The organism is Nonomuraea rubra, from assembly GCF_014207985.1.
GTDB lineage: Bacteria > Actinomycetota > Actinomycetes > Streptosporangiales > Streptosporangiaceae > Nonomuraea > Nonomuraea rubra.
On sequence record NZ_JACHMI010000001.1, the window covers coordinates 9,929,924 to 9,946,557 of the forward strand.

The 16,634-nt window shown below is 70.6% G+C and carries 18 protein-coding genes; 9 read left to right on the plus strand and 9 right to left on the minus strand.

The genetic code is table 11. From position 1 onward, the window contains the following. Positions 1-297 precede the first annotated feature (297 nt). From HD593_RS45210 to HD593_RS45225, 4 genes are all read right to left on the minus strand, one after another. Positions 298-1,593: a hemolysin family protein gene (locus HD593_RS45210; RefSeq protein ID WP_185109074.1), complete on the minus strand. Its 1,296-nt coding sequence runs from the start codon at positions 1,591-1,593 to the stop codon at positions 298-300. Next, entirely contained in the window at positions 1,590-2,066 is a 477-nt protein-coding gene (ybeY, locus tag HD593_RS45215; protein WP_185109075.1) for an rRNA maturation RNase YbeY, read from the minus strand. Before ybeY ends, HD593_RS45210 begins: the two co-directional genes overlap by 4 nt. Continuing rightward, entirely contained in the window at positions 2,063-3,106 is a 1,044-nt protein-coding gene (locus tag HD593_RS45220; protein ID WP_185109076.1) for a PhoH family protein, read from the minus strand. The genes ybeY and HD593_RS45220 overlap by 4 nt, the downstream gene beginning before the upstream one ends. Before the next feature lie 117 nt (positions 3,107-3,223). After that, positions 3,224-3,568, minus strand: coding sequence for a histidine triad nucleotide-binding protein (locus HD593_RS45225; protein ID WP_185109077.1), 345 nt, complete (start codon positions 3,566-3,568; stop codon positions 3,224-3,226). A 277-nt stretch (positions 3,569-3,845) separates the two neighbouring features. Here HD593_RS45225 and HD593_RS45230 point away from each other — a divergent pair, with 277 nt between their 5' ends. Together HD593_RS45230 and HD593_RS45235 are read left to right on the plus strand one after the other, a co-directional pair. After that, a complete protein-coding gene (locus HD593_RS45230) occupies positions 3,846-4,358 on the plus strand; it encodes a SigE family RNA polymerase sigma factor (protein ID WP_185112522.1) in 513 nt (170 codons plus the stop codon). Next, entirely contained in the window at positions 4,355-5,008 is a 654-nt protein-coding gene (locus HD593_RS45235; RefSeq protein ID WP_185109078.1) for a hypothetical protein, read from the plus strand. Before HD593_RS45230 ends, HD593_RS45235 begins: the two co-directional genes overlap by 4 nt. A gap of 9 nt (positions 5,009-5,017) precedes the next feature. On the opposite strand, the gene HD593_RS45240 is transcribed toward HD593_RS45235, so the two are convergent. From HD593_RS45240 to hrcA, 3 genes are read right to left on the minus strand one after another with little or no spacing between them, the layout of a single operon-like run. Beyond that, positions 5,018-5,743, minus strand: a complete 726-nt coding sequence (locus HD593_RS45240; protein ID WP_185109079.1) for a 16S rRNA (uracil(1498)-N(3))-methyltransferase — start codon at positions 5,741-5,743, stop codon at positions 5,018-5,020. Beyond that, positions 5,740-6,879 (minus strand): molecular chaperone DnaJ, encoded by a 1,140-nt coding sequence (gene dnaJ, locus HD593_RS45245; RefSeq protein WP_185109080.1) that lies wholly within the window; start codon positions 6,877-6,879, stop codon positions 5,740-5,742. The genes HD593_RS45240 and dnaJ overlap by 4 nt, the downstream gene beginning before the upstream one ends. A gap of 11 nt (positions 6,880-6,890) precedes the next feature. Further along, positions 6,891-7,904, minus strand: coding sequence for a heat-inducible transcriptional repressor HrcA (gene hrcA / locus HD593_RS45250; RefSeq protein WP_185109081.1), 1,014 nt, complete (start codon positions 7,902-7,904; stop codon positions 6,891-6,893). Positions 7,905-8,375: 471 nt separating this feature from the next. On the opposite strand from hrcA, the gene HD593_RS45255 reads away from it, so the two are divergent. From HD593_RS45255 to HD593_RS45265, 3 genes are read left to right on the plus strand one after another with little or no spacing between them, the layout of a single operon-like run. Beyond that, positions 8,376-8,909 (plus strand): hypothetical protein, encoded by a 534-nt coding sequence (locus HD593_RS45255; protein WP_185109082.1) that lies wholly within the window; start codon positions 8,376-8,378, stop codon positions 8,907-8,909. 17 nt (positions 8,910-8,926) lie between these two features. Further along, complete coding sequence (locus HD593_RS45260; protein ID WP_185109083.1) at positions 8,927-9,736, plus strand: DUF3097 domain-containing protein; 810 nt, start codon at positions 8,927-8,929, stop codon at positions 9,734-9,736. Beyond that, positions 9,733-10,539, plus strand: coding sequence for a DUF4870 domain-containing protein (locus HD593_RS45265; protein WP_185109084.1), 807 nt, complete (start codon positions 9,733-9,735; stop codon positions 10,537-10,539). The genes HD593_RS45260 and HD593_RS45265 overlap by 4 nt, the downstream gene beginning before the upstream one ends. Here HD593_RS45265 and hemW read toward each other — a convergent pair. Then, positions 10,536-11,756 carry a radical SAM family heme chaperone HemW gene (gene hemW / locus HD593_RS45270; protein WP_185109085.1) on the minus strand — a complete coding sequence of 407 codons (1,221 nt, stop codon included), beginning with the start codon at positions 11,754-11,756 and terminating at the stop codon, positions 10,536-10,538. The genes HD593_RS45265 and hemW overlap by 4 nt on opposite strands. A gap of 87 nt (positions 11,757-11,843) precedes the next feature. Between hemW and HD593_RS45275 the strand changes: the two genes are divergently transcribed. Next, positions 11,844-12,656 (plus strand): styrene monooxygenase/indole monooxygenase family protein, encoded by an 813-nt coding sequence (locus tag HD593_RS45275; protein WP_185109086.1) that lies wholly within the window; start codon positions 11,844-11,846, stop codon positions 12,654-12,656. A gap of 80 nt (positions 12,657-12,736) precedes the next feature. Further along, positions 12,737-13,984 carry a glycoside hydrolase family 18 protein gene (locus HD593_RS45280; protein WP_312904187.1) on the plus strand — a complete coding sequence of 416 codons (1,248 nt, stop codon included), beginning with the start codon at positions 12,737-12,739 and terminating at the stop codon, positions 13,982-13,984. 60 nt (positions 13,985-14,044) lie between these two features. Here HD593_RS45280 and HD593_RS45285 read toward each other — a convergent pair whose 3' ends face one another. Then, entirely contained in the window at positions 14,045-14,668 is a 624-nt protein-coding gene (locus HD593_RS45285) for an MOSC domain-containing protein (protein WP_185109088.1), read from the minus strand. 161 nt (positions 14,669-14,829) lie between these two features. On the opposite strand from HD593_RS45285, the gene HD593_RS45290 reads away from it, so the two are divergent. Both HD593_RS45290 and HD593_RS45295 read left to right on the plus strand, forming a co-directional pair. After that, the gene (locus HD593_RS45290) at positions 14,830-15,318 is read left to right on the plus strand and encodes a hypothetical protein (protein ID WP_185109089.1); all 489 of its coding nucleotides are present in this window, start codon (positions 14,830-14,832) and stop codon (positions 15,316-15,318) included. Positions 15,319-15,368: 50 nt separating this feature from the next. Further along, complete coding sequence (locus HD593_RS45295) at positions 15,369-16,628, plus strand: sensor histidine kinase (protein ID WP_185109090.1); 1,260 nt, start codon at positions 15,369-15,371, stop codon at positions 16,626-16,628. The last annotated feature ends 6 nt before the right edge of the window (positions 16,629-16,634 follow it).

Here is a 16,634-nt window from a genome sequence, read left to right on the forward strand (position 1 = left end):
GACGAATGCGGCAATCCACCGGAGTGTCCACCAACACGCAAAAAGGGTGCCCCCATCCGGTTTTCCGGACGAGAACACCCTTTACGCCGATCAGCGTCGCGACCGGCTCAGCAGGCCGAGACGCTGTCGTCCCCCCAGGAACGCCATCCTCCGGCCGCGAACCCCACCCGGCCTTCGGATGCCTCCCCTTGTGACACCCACCGCACTGGATGTCGTGATTAGAGAGTGCCGGACGGGGCTTGCAGAAGACTTGTAGAACGCTTGCGGCTTGCGACCGCATTCGTCCCCCAGGGGGAATCAGTCACGCTCCGCGGCGGCCGGGACCACCTCGTCCTCGGGAGGCGTGACCCGCCGCACCACCACCGTGCTGATCCGGTTGCGCCGCCCCGCCAGCGTCTCCGCCGTCAGTGACAGCCCTGCCACCTCCGCCTGCGACCCGGCGATCGGCACCCGCCCCAGCGCGTGCGCCAGCAGCCCGCCCACGGTCTCGACGTCGTCCACCTCGATCTCGGTGTCGAACAGCTCGCCGAGCTCGTCCACCGGCATGCGGGCCGTGACCCGCAGCCCGCCGTCGGGCACCGGCTCCACGCGGGGCGCCTCCTGGTCGTACTCGTCGGTGATCTCGCCGACGATCTCCTCCAGCACGTCCTCGATCGTGACCAGACCGGCGGTGCCGCCGTACTCGTCGATGACGATGGCCATGTGGATCTGGCGGGCCTGCATCTCCCGCATGAGCTGGTCGATCGGCTTGCTCTCCGGCACGTACGCGGCCGGCCGCATGATCGACTCGACCGTTCCCTTGCCCCCGCCCTCGCCCGACTCGTGGATCTTGCGGGCGATGTCCTTGAGGTAGGCGATGCCGATGACGTCGTCCTCGTTCTCGCCCACGACCGGGATGCGGGAGAAGCCGCTGCGCAGCGCCAGCGACAGCGCCTGGCTGATCGTCTTGCCGCGCTCGATGTAGACCATGTCGGTACGCGGCACCATGACCTCGCGCACCAGCGTGTCGCCCAGCTCGAACACCGAGTGGATCATCTCGCGCTCGTCCGGCTCGATCACCCGGCGCTCCTCGGCCAGGTCGACCAGGTCACGCAGCTCGGCCTCCGAGGTGAACGGGCCGTCGCGGAAACCCTTGCCGGGCGTGAGCGCGTTGCCGAGGAGGATGAGCAGCTTGGGCAGGGGGCCGAAGATGCGCGTCAGGCCGTACACGATGGGGGCGCTGGCCAGCGCCACCGGCTCGGCGTGCTGGCGGCCCAGCGTGCGCGGCATGACCCCGACCACCACGTAACTGATCACGATCATCACGACCGCCGCCCACACGTAGGCCCAGCCCTGGTCGTGCAGGAGATCGATGAACAGCAGCGTCGCGATCACCGTCGCGACCAGCTCGCAGCTCAGCCGCAGCAGCAGCAGCAGGTTCAGGTAGCGCGGCGGATCGTTCACGATCGCCTGCAGCCGCGCCGAACCGCGGCGGCCGTCACGCGCGTACTCCTCGGCGCGCACCCTGGAGATCCGCGTCAGCGCCGTTTCCGCGCTGGCGATCAGGCCACCGATGACGACTAGGACGATGGCCAACGGCAACCAGGCGTTCACCGCGGGTTGCGCACCTCCTGCCACGACTCGAGGAGCCGGGACTGCAAGCCGAACATCTCCTTGTGCTCCTCCGGCTCGGCATGGTCGTAACCGAGCAGGTGCAGGATGCCGTGCGTGCACAGCAGCTCGAGCTCGTCGGCCGTGCTGTGGCCCGCCTCCTCCGCCTGCCTGGCCGCGACCTGCGGGCAGAGCACGACGTCGCCGAGCAGCGCCGGATCGGCGGGCCCGTCGGACTCGCCGCGCGCGCCGCCGCCGGGACGCAGCTCGTCCATCGGGAACGCCAGCACGTCGGTCGGGCCCGGCTCGCCCATCCACTTCTCGTGCAGCTCCGCCATGGCGTCCTCGTCGACGACCACGATGGACAGCTCGGCGAGCGGGTTGATGCCCATCTCGCCGAGCACGTGAGCGGCCAGGGCGACGATGCTCTCCTCGTCGACCCCCACGCCGGACTCGTTGTTGATCTCGATGCTCATGGCCGGCGCTTCCCCCGATGCTGAATGGCCTTCGGCTCCTGACCGGCCTGCTGCGTGGCGTCGTAGCGGCCGTAGGCGTCGACGATCTCGCTGACGAGCTTGTGACGTACGACGTCGGAGCTGGTCAGCCGGGAGAAGTGGATGTCGGGGATGCCGTCGAGGATCTCCTGCACCACCCTCAGCCCGCTCACCGTGCCGGACGGCAGGTCCACCTGCGTGACGTCACCGGTCACCACGATCTTGGAGTTGAAGCCGAGCCTGGTCAGGAACATCTTCATCTGCTCGGCCGAGGAGTTCTGGGCCTCGTCGAGGATGATGAAGGCGTCGTTCAGCGTACGGCCGCGCATGTACGCGAGGGGCGCGACCTCGATCGTGCCCGCCGCCATGAGCTTGGGGATCGAGTCGGGGTCGACCATGTCGTGCAGCGCGTCGTAGAGCGGCCGCAGGTAGGGGTCGATCTTCTCGTACAGCGTGCCGGGCAGGAAGCCGAGCCGCTCGCCCGCCTCGACCGCCGGGCGGGTCAGGATGATGCGGTTGACCCGCTTCTCCTGCAGCGCGCGCACGGCCTTGGCCATCGCGAGGTACGTCTTGCCGGTGCCCGCGGGGCCGATGCCGAACACGATCGTGTGCTTGTCGATCGCGTCGACGTAACGCTTCTGGTTGACGGTCTTGGGCCGGATGGTCCGGCCCCGTGAGGAGAGGATGTCGAGCGACAGCACCTCGGCGGGGCGGTCGGAGGTCATGCGGAGCATGGCGATGCTGCGCTCGACCGCGTCGGGGGTGAGCTCGCCGCCGCTGCGCAGGACCTCGACGAGCTCTTCGAAGAGCCGCACGACGGTGCCGCTCTCGTCGGGGCTGCCGGTGACGGTGATCTCGTTACCGCGCACGTGGATGTCGGCCCTGAAGGCGCCCTCGATGACACGCAGCAGCTCGTCGCGGGAGCCCAGGAGGCTGACCATCGGGTATTCGTCCGGTATCAGCACCTTCGCTTGAGTCCGCGAGGGAGGTGCCGTGCGTCGGGTTTCGTGTAGTTCGGACATGGGCAGGCCAGCGGCCTGATGCCTCCCGGTCTCTTTCGGAGTTCTTCTCCGCCCATCGTATCCGGGAGCAGGCCGATTGCTCTCGCCAATATCACCCGCGTCCCTCGTCCCCCTGTTCTAGCCGGGCGGCCAGGTCAGGTCGCGCCCGCCGAGGATGTGGGCGTGCACGTGGAAGACGGTCTGCCCGGCGCCGGCGCCGGTGTTGAACACGATCCGGTAGCCGCCTTCGGCCACGCCGTCCATGACCGCCACCTCGTGGGCGGCCTTGAGCACCTCGTCGGCGAGGCCGTCGTCGGCCCGGGCGAGGGCCGCGGCGTCGGCGTGGTGCCCCTTCGGGATGACGAGCACGTGGGTGGGCGCCTGCGGGTTGATGTCGCGGAACGCCAGGGTCCTGCCGGTTTCATAAACGATCTCGGCGGGAATCTCCTTGGCGACGATTTGGCAGAAGAGACATTCGCTCACCCGATCACCCTATCGAGCCCCTGCCGTTAGCAAGTCCGTTGCGAATCGGTAATCACCTGTGTCGTGCGCAGGATGATCCACACGGTTAGGGTGAGTGTGCGACACTTCAGCTAAAAAGACGATTCAGGGTCGGGCGAGCGCCACCTGGCGAGGACACGACTGGGTAATGCACCCTAACGAACCGGGGAAACCTCAAGAACCGGAAGAGCGTAAACCCTCTGGGAAGGCCGCGCGTCCCACTGATGTGACCACCGAAACCCTTCTGGCCGACAGGTCGATGGGCGGGGTGCCGGTCGGGTGGGATGCCGACATGGCCGTGACCGCGCTGTACAGCGCGCACTTTCGGTCGTTGGTGCGTCTCGCTGTGTTGCTGGTGCGCGACATTGCAACAGCTGAGGAAGTCGTGCAGGATGCGTTCGTCGCCATCCATGGTGCCTGGCGTAGGCTGCGTGACCCCGACAAAGCACTTGCCTACCTACGTCAATCTGTCGTCAACAGGTCCCGGTCCGTGCTGCGTCACCGCGCGGTCGTCGAGAAGTACGCCCCCAAGGGCTTGCCTGACGCCCCGAGCGCCGAGAACGGCGCGATCGGCGAGCTGGAACGCTCCGCCGTCATCGAGGCGTTACGCGCCCTGCCGACCCGACAGAGAGAAGCCCTGGTCCTACGCTATTACGGTGATTTGTCCGAAGCTGAGATAGCCCACGCCATGGGGATCAGCAAGGGCGCGGTCAAGAGCCACACCGCACGTGGCATGGCCGCCCTGCGATCGGTCCTGGAGAAGATGTCATGACCCAGCCCCCCGACGAGTACGGCGACCTCCTGCGCCGTGCGCTCCGCGCGGAGGCGGACGCGGTCGTGCCCTCGCCGGAAGGACTGGAGATCATCCGTGCCCGCATCTCGCGGCGCGGCGTACGCAACCTGTTCTGGTGGCGCGCCGGTGCGGCCGGGGTCGGCGCGGTCCTGGTGGCCGGTGCGATCGTGATGGCGATCCCCAACCTGCGCTCCCAGATCATCGAGCAGACCGTCACCCCCATAGACGTCTCGACGTCTTCCGAGGCCCCGTCCAACTCCTCCACCACGCGCTCCCACCAGCCGCCGGAGAAGGAACCGGCTCCCCAGCAGTCGCAGCCGGTCGTCGTGGTCCCCGAATCGTCGGCACCACCCTCCCCCAAGCCCACGCGGAAGGCCGGCTCGACCAGCAGGCCGTCGCCCTCCCCCAGCCCGACGCCGACCGACTGCCCCTCGCCGCTCGCCGAGCAGACCGAGCCGCCCGCCGACTGCCCCGAAGCCTCGCCCACGCCCACGCCGACCGCGGAGGAGCCGGCCACGGGGCAGCCCTCGGCGTGCCCGCCCGAGGAGTGCCCGCCTCCCGACGAGGTGACGGAGACGCCCACCGAGCTGGCCAGCCCCCTGCTGGACAACTCCCAGACCACTCCCTGAGCCGGGCTCCTACCAGCGTCCCGTACGGCTGAGCAGCACGGCCGCCGCGGCCACCCCGGCCGTGGACGTACGCAGCACCGTCGGCCCGAGCAGCACCGACGTCGCCTTCGCGGCCCTGAACCCGGCCAGCTCCTCCTCCGAGACGCCGCCCTCCGGCCCCACGACCACCACGATGTCGCCGCCCGCGGGCAGCGGCACGCCGGACAGCGGCTCCGCCGCCTCCTCGTGCAGCACCAGCCCCAGCGCGGCCTCCGACAGGAGCCGTTCGACCTGCCTGGTGGAGGCCAGGTCGGCCACCTCGAGCAGGTGGAAGCGGCGGGCCTGCTTGCCCGCCTCGCGGGCGGTGGAACGCCAGCGGCCCAGCGCCTTGGCGACCTTGTCGCCCTTCCACTGCGTGATGCTGCGCGCGGCGGCCCACGGGACGATGACGTCCACGCCGGCCTCGGTCATCATCTCGACCGCCAGCTCGCCCCTGTCGCCCTTGGGCAGCCCCTGGACGACGACGAGCCTGGGCCTGGACGCCTCGACGTCGTAGCGGCGCAGCACGTCGAGGCGGAGCGCGTCCTTCAGCGTCTCGCGCACGACGCACTCGGCCACCGCGCCGGCGCCGTCGGTCAGGTCGACCCGCTCTCCGGGCCGCAGGCGGCGCACGGAGGCCGCGTGCCGCCCCTCGGGGCCGTCGAGGGTCAGCTCAGGGCCGTCGAGACCCTGAGCGAGGAAGACCGGGACCGTCACCGGCCGTTGAAGGCGTCGCGCAACCGCGAGAAGAAGCCCTGCTGCCCCGGCGCGAACTTGCCCGGCGGCCGCTCCTCGCCCCGCTGCTTGGCCAGCTCGCGCAGCAGGTCCTCCTGCGCGGTGTCGAGGCGGGTCGGGGTCTCGACGTTGACGTGGATCAGCAGGTCGCCCCTGCCGGACTCGTTGAGGCGCTGGACGCCGCGGCCGTACATGGTGATGACCTGGCCGGACTGCGTGCCGGGGCGGACGTCCACCTCTTCGGCGCCGTCGAGGGTCTCGACCGTGAGGATGGTGCCGAGAGCGGCGGCCGTCATCGGGATCTGGACGGTGCAGTGGAGGTCGTCGCCGCGCCGTTCGAAGATCTCGTGGTTGCGCTCGACGATCTCGAGGAACAGGTCTCCGGGCGGGCCACCACCCGGGCCGACCTCGCCCTCGCCGGCGAGCTGGATGTGCGTGCCGTCCTCGACGCCCGCCGGGATGCGGACCTTGATCGTACGGCGGGTGCGGACGCGGCCGTCGCCGGAGCACTCCTGGCAGGGGTGGCGGATGATCGTGCCGAAGCCCCCGCACTGCGGGCACGGGCGCGAGGTCATGACCTGGCCCAGGAACGAGCGGGTGACCTGGGAGATCTCGCCGCGCCCGTTGCACATGTCACAGGTGTCGGGGTGGGTGCCGGGCGCGGCGCCCGCGCCGTGGCAGACCTCGCACAGCACGGCCGTGTCGACGACCAGCTCGCGGGTGGTGCCGAACGCGGTCTCGCGCAGGTCGAGCTCCACCCGGATGGTCGCGTTGCGGCCCCTGCGGGCCCGCGAGCGCGGCCCTCTGGCGCCGGTCGCGGTGCCGAAGAAGGCGTCCATGATGTCGCTGAACGGGAAGCCCGCGCCGAAGCCGCCGGCGCCGGCCGCCGCTCCCGCGCCGCCGAAGGGGTCGCCACCCAGGTCGTACATCTGGCGCTTGTTCGGGTCGGACAGCACCTCGTAGGCCTGCGTGATCTCCTTGAACCGCTCCTGGGTCTCAGGATCGGGGTTCACGTCGGGGTGCAGCTCGCGGGCGAGTCGGCGGTAAGCCTTCTTGATCTCATCCTGACTTGCGTCACGGCGCACCCCGAGGGTGGCGTAGTAGTCGCTGTTTGCCACTTATCGACCTCTTATGATGCAGCCAGGATCTGGCTGACGTAGCGTGCCACCGCGCGTACGGCGCCCATCGTCACGGGATAGTCCATCCTGGTCGGCCCCAGCACACCGAGCCGGGCCAGTTGGTTGTCGCCAGAACCGTATCCGGTCGCGACGATGGATGTCCCCCGCAGGTACGGGTTTTCCGAGCCGATGCGCACGGTGAGCGCGGACGGGGTGTCGTTGGTCGTCTCGCCGAGCAGCCGCATGAGCACGACCTGCTCCTCCAGCGCCTCCAGCACGTCGCGCAGGCCGGTGGCGAAGTCGGCGCCGGCGAGGTTGGCCGCGCCGGCGAACACGATCTTCTCGTCGTGCCGCTCGACCAGCGTCTCCAGCAGCACGGACAGGATCGTCGCGGCGGCGGGCCGGTCTTCGTGAGCCAGCCGCTCGGGCAGATCGGCGACCAGCTCGGGCACGTTGCTCAGGCCGCAGCCGTCGAGGCAGGCGTTGAGCACGGCGCGCAGGTGCGCGATCCGGGCGTCGTCGATCGCCTCCGGCAGCTCGACCACGCGCTGCTCGACGCGGCCGGTGTTGGTGATCAGCACGAGCATGACCCGCCGGTCGCTGAGCGGGACCAGCTCGACGTGCCTCACGGTGGAACGGGTCAGCGTCGGGTACTGCACGACCGCCACCTGCCTGGTCAGCTGCGCGAGCAGCCGGACGGTGCGGGTCACCACGTCGTCGAGGTCGACCGCGCCGGCCAGGAAGGTCTCGATCGCCCTGCGCTCGGCTCCCGACAGCGGCTTGACCTGCGAGAGCCGGTCGACGAACAAGCGGTATCCCTTGTCCGTCGGCACGCGGCCCGCGCTGGTGTGCGGCTGGGTGATGTAGCCTTCCTCCTCCAGCGCGGCCATGTCGTTCCTGACCGTCGCCGGGGAGACCTTCAGATTGTGGCGCTCGGCGAGTGCCTTGGAGCCCACCGGTTCGTTGGTGGACACGTAGTCTTCGACAATGGCGCGGAGCACCGCCAGTTTCCTATCGTCGAGCACGTGCTCACCTCCTGCCTCTGTCCATATCAGGAACGCGAGGTCTAGCACTCTGTGTTCCCGAGTGCCAAGTGTACGGCTCTCGCCCACAAGGTGCGATAACACCGCGTCCCACATCCTGCTTCTAGCTTCTTGGAAGCGACAGGCCTCACACTTGCCCATATGACCGACGAATCCCGGCCCCCGTCGTACGGCCCCCCGCCTGGGCAGGGTCCCTACCACGGTCAGCCGCAGCCTCCCCAGTACGGCCCGCAGCCGGGGTCCCAGCCGGGTTACGGTCCCCAACCCGGCTCGCAGCCCGGCCCGGGCCAGGCGCCTCCTCCGCACTGGCAGCCGCCGTCCGGGCCGCAGCCCGGGCCGGTCCCGCCGCAGTACGGCGGAGCCACCCAGTTCGGCCCGCCACCTCAGTACGGACAATACGGCCAACAAGCCCAATTTCCTCCACGAATCAACCCCAAAGCCATAAAGCCCAGTTTGTGGTGGCTCGCGGCGGTCTGGGGCGTGTTTCTGGCGTGCGGGGTGGCCGGGGCGCTCATGTTCACCGGCGGCGTGGTGAGCAGCGTGTCCGACCTGGCCCCGACCAGGACGTTCGCGTCCGGCGAAAGTGTCACGGTGCCGATCGACCCGGCCGAGAAGCCCGGCGTGTACATCGCCAGCGACACCCAGGTCAGCTACGACTGCGCCATTACCGGCGGCCCCGGGCAGGCGAGGCTCGCCAAGACCACGGGATCCCAGAAGGTCACGGTGGGAGGCGCCGTGTGGGAGCAGTTCCTCGTGATCAACGCGCCCGCCAAGGGCGACTACCAGCTCACCTGCACCAACCAGGAACAGGCCACCGTCAGGTACGGCGTGGGCCGCGACGCCTTCTCCGCCGTGGGCGGCATCACCGGCGGGCTCGCCGCCCTGTTCCTGGTCCCGGGAGCCGGGCTGCTCCTCGCGATCGGCGGCACCATCACCGTCCTGGTCCGGCGCAGCGGTGCGCGCAAGCGCCTTGCGGTCGGCGGGTGATTTGCTACGGTCCCCGTGTGTACGAGGGCGATGTACTGGCGGGAAATTGGCGGCGGCCGGGCAAGGGGAAGATCCCGAAAGTGCCCGCCGAGCCGGACCTCGTCGTCGAGGACGCCGACAGCGGCTTCTGCGGCGCCGTGGTGGCCTGCGACAAGGAGGCCGTCACGCTGGAAGACCGGTTCGGCAAGCGCCGCCTGTTCCCGCTCGCGCCCGCCGCCTTCCTGCTGGACGGCAAGCCCGTGACGCTGGTACGGCCGGCGGCGGCCCCCGCCTCCGGGCCCAGGCGCAGCGCGTCCGGCTCGATCGCCGTGGAGGGATTGCGCGCCAGGGTCGCCAGGCAGAGCCGGATCTACGTGGAGGGCGTGCACGACGCCGCCCTCGTGGAGAAGATCTGGGGCCATGACCTGCGGGTCGAGGGGGTCGTGGTCGAGTACCTGGAGGGCGTGGACGACCTGCCGGCCATCGTGGCCGAGTTCGGCCCCGAGCCCGGGCGCCGGCTGGGCGTGCTGGTCGACCATCTGGTGCCCGGGTCCAAGGAGAGCAGGATCGCCGCCGGGATCACCTCGCCGGACGTGCTCGTGGTGGGGCACCCGTACATCGACATCTGGCAGGCGGTCAAGCCGTCCGTGCTGCGCATCCCCGCCTGGCCCGAGGTGCCGCGCGGGGTGCCGTGGAAGGAAGGCGTCATCGCCGCGCTGGGCTGGCGGATGGAGCCGGCGGAGGCGTGGCGGCGGATTCTCGGCGCCGTCTCGACGTACACGGACCTGGAGCCGGAGCTGCTCGGCCGGGTCGAGGAACTGATCGACTTCGTTACGGAGGCACCATGAGCCAGGACCCGTCCCAGCCACCGCCCGACGACGACGCCACGCGCAGGGTCACACCCGAGGACCTGCCACCGGCCCAGGGCTCCGGTCCCCAGGGTTACGGGCAACAACCGGGTTACGGACAGCAGCCCGGCCCACAGCCCGGTTACGGACAGCAGCCCGGCTCACTGCCCGGTTACGGACAGCAGCCCGGCTCACTGCCCGGTTACGGACAGCAGCCCGGCTCGGCGCCGAGCTACGGCCAGCAGACCCCGTACGGGCAGCAGCCCGGCTCCGCGCCGAACTTCGGCCAGCCCGGCGGCTACTCCCCGTCCGGCGGGTACCCCCCGCCCGGCGGCGGTTACGCCCCTCCTGGCGGCGGTTACGCCCAGCCTGGGGGATACGCCCCGCCCGGGGGTTACCCGCCGCCGCCGAACCAGCCGCCCGGCTACGGTTACGCCCCCGGCCGGGGTGAGCCGTACGTCCCAGGCAGGTTCGGCCCCCGCCCCGGCACCGACGACACCCAGATGGCCATGCTGTCCCACCTCCTGGGCCTGCTGGTCTCGTGGATCGGCCCGCTGATCATCTACCTGATGAAGAAGGACGAGTCCCCCTACGTCAGGGACCAGGCGGCCGAGGCGCTCAACTTCCAGATCACGATGTTCATCGGCTACCTCATCTCGGGCATCCTGACCATCGTGATCGTCGGCATCGTGCTGCTGCCGATCATCTGGATCCTGTCGCTGATCTTCCACATCCAGGCGGCGATGGCCACCAACAAGGGCGCCCGCTACCGCTACCCGTTCTCCATCCGGATGATCACCTAGACCAGCAGGTCGCGGATGAGCGCGTCCGCCAGCAGCCGCCCCCGCAGGGTCAGCACCAGCCGCCCGCGCTTGAACGCCTCCGGCTCCAGCAGCCCGCGAGCCAGCGCGCCGGCCACGGTGGTGCGCGCGGCCGGGGCCACATCGGCCAGCGGGTAGCCGGAGTCGAGCCGGAGCTCCAGCATCAGCCGCTCGGCGTCGCGGTCGTCCTGGCCGAGCACCTCGCGGGCATGGGCGGGCGAGGCGCCGGCGGCCAGCCGCTGGGCGTAGGCGGCGGGGTGCTTGACGTTCCACCAGCGGGTGCCGCCGACGTGGCTGTGGGCGCCGGGGCCGGCCGCCCACCAGTCGCCGCCGGTCCAGTAGAGCAGGTTGTGCAGGCAGCGGGCCTCGTCGGAGACAGCCCAGTTGGACACCTCGTACCAGCGGAACCCGGCCTCGGCCAGCAGCTCGTCGGCGATCAGGTAGCGGTCGGCGGCCACGTCGTCGTCGGGCATGGGCAGCTCGCCGCGGCGGATGCGGGCCGCCAGCCTGGTGCCGTCCTCGACGATCAGCGAGTACGCCGACACGTGGTCGGGCCCCGCCTCGATCGCCGCGGTCAGGGAGGCCCGCCAGTCGTCGTCGGTCTCGCCCGGCGTGCTGTAGATCAGGTCGAGGTTGACGTGCTCGAACCCGGCCTGCCTGGCCTCGCGTACGGCCGCCGCGGCCCGGCCCGGCGTGTGCCGGCGGTCGAGCACCCGCAGCACGTGCTCGCGCACGCTCTGCATGCCGAAGCTGATCCTGTTGAAGCCGCCGTGACGGAGTTTCTCCAGGTAGGAGGGGTCGACGGACTCGGGGTTGGCCTCCGTGGTGACCTCGGCCCCCGGCCGCAGGCCGAACTCCGAGCCGATCGCGGCCAGGATCCTCGCCAGGTCCTCCGGCGGCAGCAGCGTGGGTGTGCCGCCCCCGAAGAACACCGTCTCCACCGGCAGGTCCGCCTCGCCCAGGACGCGGCGCGCCAGCCGGATCTCCTCCACCACCGTGTCGGCGTAGTCGCGGTGCGAGGCGCCCGGCCCCAGCTCGGAGGCGGTGTAGGTGTTGAAGTCGCAGTAGCCGCAGCGGGTCACGCAGAACGGCACGTGCACGTAGAAGCCGAACGGGCGCTCGCCGAGGCCGCTCAGGGCGCTGTCGGGCAGCTCGCCCGAGATGGGCGCGGGATCGCCGTCAGGCAGGGTGGATGGCACGCTTCCAGTTTGCCCGGCTCCCAAGGGTGCTCCAATCCACCCACAAGTCCAGCGGGTTCCACTGAAGGCCTACCGGCCACAAACGCGGTGCAGGTCGATCGCTGGTCCGCGCAGCACGAGCTGATGGTGGTGGCGGCGGGCAGGCGGTCGGTGACCGAGCCGTTCCCGCGCGATGCCGGGCGTTCCCCGTACGACCGGCCGCAGCGCCTCCTGGCCGCCGGGCTGTATCGGGGGCTCGACCTCGGGACGCTCTTCTCGTACAACATCTCCGGCGGCGCGGGAGAGATCTTCTGCGCGCCGATGATGACGCGCGAGGCCATCGTGCCGGCCCTGCTCGTCGAGGCGATCCCGGGCGGGCCGCTGGAGCCGGTCACCCGCGTGCCGTGGCACGAGGTCGGCGCCACGCTGCTCGGGCTGCTGCGCGAGCACGCGCCGCGCCTGGCCGAGGTGGCGGATCCGGCGGCGTTCGAACTGCTCGGGCCGGACGACCTGCTGCAGGGCGCGGTCACCCCGACCGTACGGCGGCCGGTGGCGGAGCTGCCGAGCGGGCGGATCGCGCTGGCCGTCGGCGACGCCTGGATCGTCAACGACCCGATCACCGGCCAGGGCGCGAACCTGGGCTCCAGATGCGCGTGGATCGCTGCCGAGGCCATCGCGGCGGGCGGCCCGTACGACGCCGCCTTCGCCAGGGCCACGGCGGATCGGATGTGGGAGGCCCGGCAGGCCGGTCACCGACTGGACGAACGCGTTCCTGCAGCCGCCGCCCGAGCACGTCGTGAAGCTGCTCGTGGCCGCCGCCGGCAGGCAGGACGTCGCCGATCTGGTGTTGTCGCTGTTCTCCGATCCGCCGTACGCGTGGAGGTTGCTGTCGAGCCCCGAGGAGATCGCCCGGATCGTTGACGGGGGCGGGCAGCCGCTCTACGATCGCGACTAATTTATAGGAAAGTTTCCTATAAATGTGCGCGTTCCGGGAGCCGCTCGTGAAGAAGAAGATCCTGATCGCACTGTCGCTCTTACTCGGCCTCACCGCGTTCGCCGTGCCCGCCGAGGCCCGCACCGGCTTCAAGCGGGTCGCGTACTTCATCCAGTGGGGCGTCTACGGCCGCGACTACCACGTCAAGGACGTGGACGTCACCGGTGCCGCGGCCAAGCTCACGCACCTCAACTACGCGTTCGGGTTCGTCAACGCGGAGGGCGGCTGCTACTCCTCCGACCCGTGGGCCGACTGGCAGCGCCCGGTGCCGGCGGAGCAGAGCGTGGACGGGGTCGCCGACGCGCCGGGGCAGGCGCTCAACGGCAACCTCAACCAGCTCCGCAAGCTCAAGGCCAAGCACCCCGGCCTCAAGGTGATGATCTCGCTGGGCGGCTGGACCGGCTCCAAGTACTTCTCCGACGCCGTCCTCACCCCCGAGTCCCGGGCCGCGCTAGCTAGCTCCTGCATCGACCTGTGGCTGCGCGGCAACCTGCCGGGCCTGGAGCCGGGTGCGGGCGCGGGCGTGTTCGACGGGATCGACCTGGACTGGGAGTGGCCGGGCTCGTCCGGGGCCGAGGGCAACGTCATCCGGCCCGAGGACAAGCGGAACTTCACGCTGTTCGTGCGCGAGCTGCGCGCGCAACTGCGGGCCTTCTCCTCCTCGGCGCAGCTCACCGCGTTTCTCCCGGCCGCCGCCGCCAAGATCGACGCCGGGTTCGAGGTACGGGACGTCTTCAGGCAGCTCGACTTCGCCACCGTGCAGGGCTACGACCTGCACGGCACGTGGGAGCCGCAGACCGGGCACAACGGCAACCTCTTCACCGACCGCCGCGACCCGAACCCGGTCCGCTACAGCGTGGACCAGACCGTGCGCGACTACCTCTCGCGCGGCGCGCCCGCCCGCAAGCTCGTGGTCGGCGTGCCCGCGTACGGCCAGGGCTGGACGGGCGTGACCGGCGGCGGGGACGGCCTCTACAAGCCGGCCACGGGCCCCGCGCCCGGTAAGTGGGCGCCGGGGGCCGAGGACTACAAGGACCTGGTGTCCAAGCCCGGGAAGCGGTACCGCGACCTGCGGACCGGCGCCATGTGGTTGTACGACGGGAACGAGTTCTGGTCGTACGACGATCCGGCGGTGCTGGTGCAGAAGGCGGCCTACATCCGGCTCAAGGGGCTCGGCGGCTCCATGATGTGGTCGATCGACCAGGACGACGCCAAGGCCTCACTCACCTCGGCGCTGTACTCGATCCTGCGCTGACCACCTGTGGCCGGGCGCGGCGCATCCCACCCGCCCGGCCACTCGGTCGAACGCCCCGCCTCAGCCGAAGACCCGCTCGGCCATCGCATCCCATTTGGCGTCATGTCCGGGCACGTCCAGGATGCGGCGCAGCGCGTCCCGGTCCCCGTTGCGGGCCCTGAACCAGTCGGCGACGCTCACGCCCACCTCGGGCCGCGAGACGACCTCCACCTCGTCCCCCGCCCCCAGCTCGCCGAGCTCGACCACCCTCAGGTACGCCCCCGGCCGCTCCGCGTGCGTGAACCGCTTGACCCAGCCGGGCTCGTCCATCCAGTTGCGGAACACCACACACGGCGTCCTCGGCTTGGTCACCTCCAGCAGGGCGCTGCCCACCCGCCACCGCTCGCCGACCAGCGCGCCGTTGACGTCGATCCCCGAAGTGGTCAGGTTCTCCCCGAACCGGCCGTCACGCAGTTCCCTCCCCAGCTCCCGCTCCCACCAGTCGTAGTCCTCCCTGGCATAGGAGTAGACGGCGGAATCCGGCGACCCGTGGTGCTTCCGGTCGGCCCGCTCGTCTCCGTCCAGCCCGTTGGCCCGCACGGCGACCCGATGCCCCACCGCACGCTTGTCGATCGCCGTACGTTTCAGGCTCCCCGCCCACTCGGCGTCGCACGCGGTACCCACGTTCACGGAGAGAATGCGCATAAATGGGACGATAACCGAACATTCTTTACAGAAGCGAACCGATATCGAGAGGCTCCCCCATCTCCACCCCAGGGTGGAGAATCCACACACTGGTGGACATTTCACCACCTCAACCCGCAGGCCGATCCAGTACGGCGACCGTCTCCCTACGGTCGAGCCCCGTGGAAACTCTGCAAACCTCCCTTCTCGTCCTCCTTGCCGTCGCGTTCGTCATCTATCGGCAACTCCGCACCCGCCCCGCCGAAGGGACCTGGACCCTCTACACGGCCGCCGCCATGGTGCTGCTCGGCCTCGTCACGGGCGGCCTCTTCGACCCCGATCACCTCGCCCTCAGCGTGGTCCTCTTCGCCGTGGAGGCCGTGGCCGCCCTGGCGCTCGGCGCCTGGCGCGCCCGAACCGTACGCATCTGGGTCGACTCCGCCGGCGTCGCCTGGTCGAAGGCCACGGGCTGGACCCTGCTGGCATGGCTGGCCTCGGTGGCGGCCCGCGCCGGCCTCTACTTCGCCGGCGCCGCCGCCGGCCTGACCGTCTCCGCCGGCAGCGTCCTGCTGTTCCTCGGCCTCACGATCGGCATCCAGTCGTACCTCGTCGCCCGCAGGGGCCGTGCGCTTACCGGCGCCGGCAGGCAACCGGATACTTTCGTGGAGTGATGCGTGGCCTGCCCAGATTCGTTCCCCATGCCCTGCGGCTGGGAGTGGTCGTGCTGCTGGTCGTGACCCAGGTGCGGGCCACCCCCGCACCCGGCCTCACCGGCGCCGCCCTGGCTGTCACCATCCTCACCGTCGCGCTGTCCCTCGCCCTGCTCGTCCCCCTGCTCCCGCCGCTCCGTAAGAGGCCGCCGGGCTCCGGCAGCGGAACCGCGCACCCGCACTCCCCCGGCGGGGCCACCCCGCGCCGGGGGACCGCCTGGTGGAAGGGGATCGGGGCGCTGGGCAGGGTGCCGCAGCCCGTCATGCTGATCTCCCTCGGGCCGGCGGTGGTCCTGTCCATCGCTCTCAACTCGATCACGCGCAGCGGGGTGACGATCGGCATCCTGCTCGTCTGCGTCAGCCTGGCGGTGAGCCGCCTGCCGTTGCGGCAGGCGAGCGCCGTCGGGCTCCTGGCCGTCGCGGGGCTCGTCGTGGCGGGCGAGCTCGCCGGCGGCCCCGCCGACGTCCTCCCTCTCGTCCTCAGCGTCTGCCTGATCTTCCTGATCACGTACGCGGCGAAGCAACGCAAGGCCGCCAGGGCCGCCGAGGCGAGGGAGGCCGTGCTGGCGGAGCGGGCCAGGATCGCCAGGGAGATCCACGACATCCTCGCCCACTCGCTCTCCGCCCAGCTCGTCCACCTGGAGGGCGCCAAGCTGCTGCTGCGCGCCGAACGTACGGCCGAGGCCCTCGACCGCGTCACCCACGCCCGCAACCTGGCCAAGTCGGGCCTGGAGGAGGCCAGACGCGCGGTCTCGGCCCTCCGCGAGGACCCGCCCGCCCTCCCCGTGGCCCTCCGCACGCTCGCCGCCGACTTCGAGACCACCACCCACCAGCCCTGCACGCTCCGCATTTCGGGCCCCGAGCAGCGCCTAACCCCGGAAACGGAGCTCGCCCTCCTGCGCACCGCCCAGGAGGCCCTCACGAACATCCGCCGCCACGCCCCCGGCAGCCCCGCCCATGTCGCCCTGACCTTCACCCCCGGCCACTGCGACCTACGCATCACGAACCCCACCATCCGCGTGGATGACACCTCTGGAGACCTTCACGACCTCGATGGCATGTCCGGGCACGCTCCCGACCTCACGGACACGTCGTCGGCCGCTCGCGACCTCACGGACACGCGGGCAGACACTCACGGCCTCAAGGGCGCGGCTGGTGGCGGATACGGCCTCATGGGGATGCGGGAACGCGCCGAACTCCTCGGTGGCACGCTGACCGCCGGAGAGCGGGACGACGGCGGCTTCCTCGTCCATCTGAGGGTCCCGGCATGACCCCGC

What these genes read in the sequence shown, in the direction of transcription:
- HD593_RS45220 (WP_185109076.1), bottom strand. Translation starts at nt 3,106, where the DNA reads ATGTCCGAACTACACGAAACCCGACGCACGGCACCTCCCTCGCGGACT.
- HD593_RS45285 (WP_185109088.1), bottom strand. Translation starts at nt 14,668, where the DNA reads ATGCGCATTCTCTCCGTGAACGTGGGTACCGCGTGCGACGCCGAGTGG.
- HD593_RS45235 (WP_185109078.1), top strand. Translation starts at nt 4,355, where the DNA reads ATGACCCAGCCCCCCGACGAGTACGGCGACCTCCTGCGCCGTGCGCTC.
- HD593_RS45265 (WP_185109084.1), top strand. Translation starts at nt 9,733, where the DNA reads ATGAGCCAGGACCCGTCCCAGCCACCGCCCGACGACGACGCCACGCGC.
- ybeY (WP_185109075.1), bottom strand. Translation starts at nt 2,066, where the DNA reads ATGAGCATCGAGATCAACAACGAGTCCGGCGTGGGGGTCGACGAGGAG.
- HD593_RS45230 (WP_185112522.1), top strand. Translation starts at nt 3,846, where the DNA reads ATGGGCGGGGTGCCGGTCGGGTGGGATGCCGACATGGCCGTGACCGCG.